This window comes from Actinomadura sp. GC306, assembly GCF_004348665.1.
Classification (GTDB): domain Bacteria; phylum Actinomycetota; class Actinomycetes; order Streptosporangiales; family Streptosporangiaceae; genus Spirillospora.
This window is the reverse complement of record NZ_SMKM01000382.1, coordinates 1-4,955: the sequence shown is the minus strand read 5'-3', so window position 1 is coordinate 4,955 and position 4,955 is coordinate 1. Positions and strand designations below refer to the sequence as shown.

At 77.3% G+C, this 4,955-nt stretch carries 5 protein-coding genes; 2 read left to right on the top strand and 3 right to left on the bottom strand.

Annotated elements, in window-relative coordinates; genetic code table 11:
- Positions 1 to 50: 50 nt before the first annotated feature.
- Together E1200_RS31205 and E1200_RS31200 are read right to left on the bottom strand one after the other, a co-directional pair.
- Complete coding sequence (locus E1200_RS31205; protein ID WP_131955897.1) at positions 51 to 713, bottom strand: response regulator transcription factor; 663 nt, start codon at positions 711 to 713, stop codon at positions 51 to 53.
- Positions 701 to 1,861 carry a histidine kinase gene (locus E1200_RS31200; protein ID WP_131955891.1) on the bottom strand — a complete coding sequence of 387 codons (1,161 nt, stop codon included), beginning with the start codon at positions 1,859 to 1,861 and terminating at the stop codon, positions 701 to 703. Before E1200_RS31200 ends, E1200_RS31205 begins: the two co-directional genes overlap by 13 nt.
- Before the next feature lie 163 nt (positions 1,862 to 2,024).
- On the opposite strand from E1200_RS31200, the gene E1200_RS31195 reads away from it, so the two are divergent.
- Complete coding sequence (locus tag E1200_RS31195) at positions 2,025 to 2,498, top strand: DUF6069 family protein (protein ID WP_243708990.1); 474 nt, start codon at positions 2,025 to 2,027, stop codon at positions 2,496 to 2,498.
- Positions 2,499 to 2,537: 39 nt separating this feature from the next.
- Positions 2,538 to 3,746, top strand: coding sequence for a serine hydrolase domain-containing protein (locus tag E1200_RS31190; protein WP_243708989.1), 1,209 nt, complete (start codon positions 2,538 to 2,540; stop codon positions 3,744 to 3,746).
- A 254-nt stretch (positions 3,747 to 4,000) separates the two neighbouring features.
- Here E1200_RS31190 and E1200_RS31185 read toward each other — a convergent pair whose 3' ends face one another.
- The gene (locus E1200_RS31185; protein ID WP_131955889.1) at positions 4,001 to 4,855 is read right to left on the bottom strand and encodes a tyrosine-type recombinase/integrase; all 855 of its coding nucleotides are present in this window, start codon (positions 4,853 to 4,855) and stop codon (positions 4,001 to 4,003) included.
- Positions 4,856 to 4,955: the final 100 nt, after the last annotated feature.

Sequence of the window (4,955 nt, the reverse complement as noted above, 5' to 3'; positions counted from 1 at the left end):
GCCCCGTAGCGCCCGCCCGCGCCGGTCAGCGCCGGTCAGATCGCACCGGGTCAGATCGCGCCGGCGTCGTGGGCGAGCAGGGCGATCTGGGTGCGGTTGTCCAGGCCCAGCTTGGCCAGGACGCTGGAGACGTGCGCCTTGACCGTGGCCACGCTCATGAACAGCTCCGCGGCGATCTCGGCGTTGGAACGGCCCCGCGCGATCGCCATGGCCACCTCGTGCTCGCGGGGGCTGAGGCCGTCCAGCGCCGCCCGGGCCCGCAGGCCCGCGGCCGCCTCCACGGCCGCGCGGTCCATCAGGCGGCGGGTGATCCGCGGGGACAGGATCGGGTCCCCGTCGGCGACCCGCCGGACCGCCTCGACGATCTCGCCGGGCGGGGTGTCCTTCAGCAGGAAGCCGCTGGCGCCGGCGCGCAGCGCGTGCAGGATGTTCTCGTCGGTGTCGAACGTCGTCAGCACGATCACCTCGGGCGGGTCCGGCCGGGCCCGCAGCCGGCGGGTCGCGGTGATGCCGTCCACCCGCGGCATCCGCAGGTCCATCAGGACCACGTCGGGGGCGTGCGCGTCGGCGGCCGCCGGCACCTCGTCGCCGTCGGCGGCCTCCGCGGCGACGGTGATGCCGCCCGCCCCGTCCAGCATCATCGACAGCCCGGCGCGGACCAGGGCGTCGTCGTCCACGATCAGCACGCGCAGGGGACGGGTCACGCCGGCCATGGTAGCCACGCGTGCAGCCGGAACTCCCCGGCGGCGGCCTCGTGGTCCAGCCGCCCGCCGGCCAGCCGGACCCGCTCGGTCAGCCCGACCAGGCCCGTGCCGCTGCCCGGCGCCGCGGGCCCGGCGGCCGGGCCGGCGGGCAGCGCGTTGCGGATGTCGATCTCCAGCCCGGTGCCGGGCCGGCCCGCCAGCACCACCCGGACCCGGCGGCCGGCGGCGTGCTTGCGGGCGTTGGTCAGCCCCTCCTGGACGACCCGGTAGGCGGTGCGTCCGACCGGCGCGGGCACGGCCGCACCGCCCACGCCGTCGCGCAGCTCCACCGCCGCGCCCGCGTCGCGGGACTCGGCCACCAGCCGCGGCACGTCGGCGAGGACCGGCTGCGGGCGCCCCTCGTCCTCGGCGTCGTCGGTGCGCAGCAGCAGGATCACCTCCCGCAGCTCCTCCAGCGCCTGGTGCACTCCGGCGCGGACGACCCCCGCCGCCCGCGCCAGCCTCTCCGGCGGCGCGTCGGGCCGGTACTCCAGCGCACCCGCGTAGGTGGCCAGCAGCGACAGCCGGTGCGCCAGCACGTCGTGCATCTCCCGCGCGATCCGCGTCCGCTCCGCCATGCGGGCCTCGGCGACGCGGCGGCCCTGCTCGGCCTCGGCGCGGCGGGCGCGCTCCGCCAGCGACACCAGCAGCGCGCGGCGGGCCCGCGCCAGCGCGCCCCACCCGATCAGCGCGCCGTAGGCGGCGGTGATCAGCAGCAGCCACCAGCCGAACGAGATCCCCCCGGGCGGCCGCCACAGCCCCTGCACCGCGTGCGCGGCGATCCCCGCCGCGCCGACCGCGGCGGCGACCCCGACCGGCCGCCGCCGCGCCACCTGCAGCACCGCGACGGTCGCCGCCGGGGTCGCCGCCGGCGACACCGCCGCCAGCGCGGTCAGCGCCACCGCCGCCGCGACCGGCCGCCACAGCAGCAGCGGCGACAGCACCCACGCCGCGGCGCCGCCCGCGACCTCCAGCGCGAACCACCCGTCCGCCGAGCCGGTCCCGTGCCGGGCCCACAGCGTCACCGCGCCCAGGACCCCCACGGCAACGAACACCAGCACCGCACCGGCCCGCCGCCCGGGACCGGCGTCCGCCTCCAGGCGGGTCTCCTCGTCCATCGGCCAAAGGCTAGCCGCGCACGTCACGGCCCCGGCACCGACGAAAGTCGGTGCTCTTCCCCTCCGCGGTCGGATGCCCTCTGGCCGCACGTCCGATGCGGGCGAGGCCCGGCGGCGGCGACGCTGGCGGAGCCCGATGAGACCCGGCACGAAGGAGACCGACATGGCTCAGACCGACATGGCGCGCACCGACGTTGCGAGCACCGACATTGCGAGCACCGACCTGGCCGGCGGCGCCGCCCGCAGGGCCGTGACCGTCGCGGGCGGTGCCGTGGCCGCGCTGGTGCTGTGGACGCTGACCGGGCCGGTGGCCGGGCACACCCCGTCCGCCGAGACCGGCGGGGAGATCCGGCAGGTCGGGGCGGTGGCGGTCGCCGCCGGTGCCCTCGTCGCCGGACTGGCGGCCTGGGCGCTGCTGGCGGTGCTGGAGCGGACGGTCGGACGCCCCGCCCGCGTCTGGACGGCCACCGCCGCCGCCGTGCTGGCCCTGTCGCTGGCCGGGCCGCTCGGCGGCGCGGCCGACACCGCGAGCATGGCGGTCCTGACCGGGCTGCACCTGCTGGTCGGCGCGGTGCTCATCGCCGGCCTCGGCACGGCGGCACGCGGCCGGCGGGGCGGCCCGCGCGCGGGCCGGTGAGTTCCATGCTTCCGCCCGGTCAATAGGGGGACGTCAGCAGTGGACGAGGGGGAGACGATGAACCTGTCAGGCAGGCGGCTCGGCCGGATGCGCGAGGTGCTCGGCGGCCACGTCGGCAGCGGCGGCGTCCCGGGACTGGTCGCCCTGGTGGCCCGGCGCGGCGACGTCCACACCGAGGTCCTCGGCACCGCCGAGGCGGGCGGCGGCCCGCCGATGCGCCGCGACACGATCTTCCGGATCGCGTCGGTCACCAAGCAGCTCACCGCCGCGGCGGCGATGACGCTGGTGGAGGAGTGCCGGCTGCGGCTGGACGACCCCGTCGGCGACCTGCTGCCCGAACTGGCCGAGCCGCGGGTCCTGTCGCACCCCGCCGCGCCGCTGGACGACACCGTCTCCGCGCACCGCCCGATCACCCTGCGGGACCTGCTGACGTTCCGGCTCGGCACCGGCGTGATCATGGCGCCGCCCGGCACCACCCCCGTCCAGCGGGCGATGGACGAGGCCGGCATCGCGCCCGGGCCCGGCGGCCAGTCGCTCGAGCCCGGCGAATGGCTGGCGCGCCTCGGCCGGCTGCCGCTCGTCCACCAGCCGGGGGAGCGGTGGATGTACGACACGAGCGCCGACGTCCTCGGGATCCTCATGGCCCGCGCCGCCGGGCGACCGCTGGCCGACCTGCTCGCCGAGCGGCTGTTCGGGCCGCTCGGGATGACCGACACCGGCTTCCACGTCCCCGCCGGCGAACTGGACCGGCTGGCCGCCGCCTACCGGCCCGACCCCGAGACCGGGGCGCTCACCCCCGCGGACGACCGCGCCGCGTGGACGAGCCCGCCCGTGTTCCCGTCCGGCGCCGGCGGCCCGGGGCTGCTCTCCACCGCCGACGACCTGCTCGCCTTCTGCACCATGATGCTGAACCGCGGCCGCCACGGCTCGGAGCGCGTCCTGTCGCGGCCGTCGGTGGAACTGATGACCACCGACCAGCTCACCGCGGAGCAGAAGGCCGACAACCACGTGTTCTTCGGCGGCAACAGCGGCTGGGGTTTCGGCGTCGGCGTCATCACCCGCCGCGACGGCCTGGCCGCCGTACCGGGCCGCTTCGGCTGGGCCGGCGGCACCGGCACCTCGGTCTACACCGACCCGGCCGAGGGGCTGATCGGGATCCTGCTGACGCAGCGCGCCCTCACGTCCCCGGCCCCCACGCCGTGGTTCGACGACTTCTGGACCTGCGCCTACCAGGCCATCGACGACTGACAGTGATGATGTGGAGGAGCACTCCCGCCGGGGTCTGACTCAGCGACCGACTGACCTTGGGTCCTCAGCAGGACCTGTCGGCTAGACCAGGTCTTTCGCCCCTCCAGGCCGGGGGCGCCCCTCCCGCCCAAGACCGTACCCGGCGAGCCCGGAGCCCTGGGCCGCAGCGCTTGGCGGCTTCCGGCTCCCGCCGAAGGCGAGGCCGGATCGCGCCCGAGTGCGCCGGCCGGGGACGGCCGCGGACGTCCGGCGGGTCACTCGAAGACGGCCGCGGCTCGGTCGGCGTGCGCCGCGGCCCGCTTTCCCTGGTTGCGGCGCTCCCAGTAGCCGATGGTGGTGGCGGGGTTGACGTGGTCGGCGAACTCCTGCACCTCGGCGAGCGGGACACCGTCGTCCAGCATGTGGGTGATGCGGGAGGCGCGCCACACGTGCGGGGTGAGGTCCCGGCCGGGCGGCACCCCGGCGGCGCGGCCGAGCCGGGTGCTGATCCGGTCGACGTCGTGGCGGTCGAGCCGGTCGCCCTTGGCGTCCAGCAGCAGCGGCCCGGCCGCCCGGTCCCCGACGTGGCGGCGCAGCAGCTCGGCGCAGCGCGGCGGCAGCGGCAGCCGGCGCCGCTTGCCGCCCTTGCGGGTCACGGCCAGGTGGACGCGGCCACCGTCGTCGACCAGGTCGGTGACATCGGCGGCGCACAGCTCGGTGACCCGCCCCGCCAGGCTGTACAGCAGCATCACCACCAGCAGGTCCAGCTCGGCGGACGCCGCGGCCGCGACCGCCCGGACCTGCTCGACCTCCAGCACCGGCGTGGACCCGGCGCCGCGGCCCGCCTCGATCCGCGGCCGGTCGTCCTGGGTGACCGGGTTGCGCGGCGGCGGGTCCAGCCGCCCGGCGGCGTAGGTGTGCAGCGACGACAGGCACGCGACGTAGCGGCCGATGCTGCGCTTCGCGACCCCGGCGCCCTCCTGCCGCAGCCGCCACATCCGCACCTGCTCGCGGGTGAGGCAGCCGACGAAGAACGCCTCGTGGCCCACCTCCCGCGCCAGCGGCGCCCAGACGCGCCGCAGGTCATCGGCGTAGTTGCGCTTGGTGGCCGGAGTCCCCGCCGCGCACACCTCGTTCGTCGGCCGGGAGGCGGAGCTGGCGGAGATCGAGGCCGCCGCCGCCCAGGCCCGGCTGGTGACGCTCCTCGGCTCCGGCGGAGCCGGCAAGTCC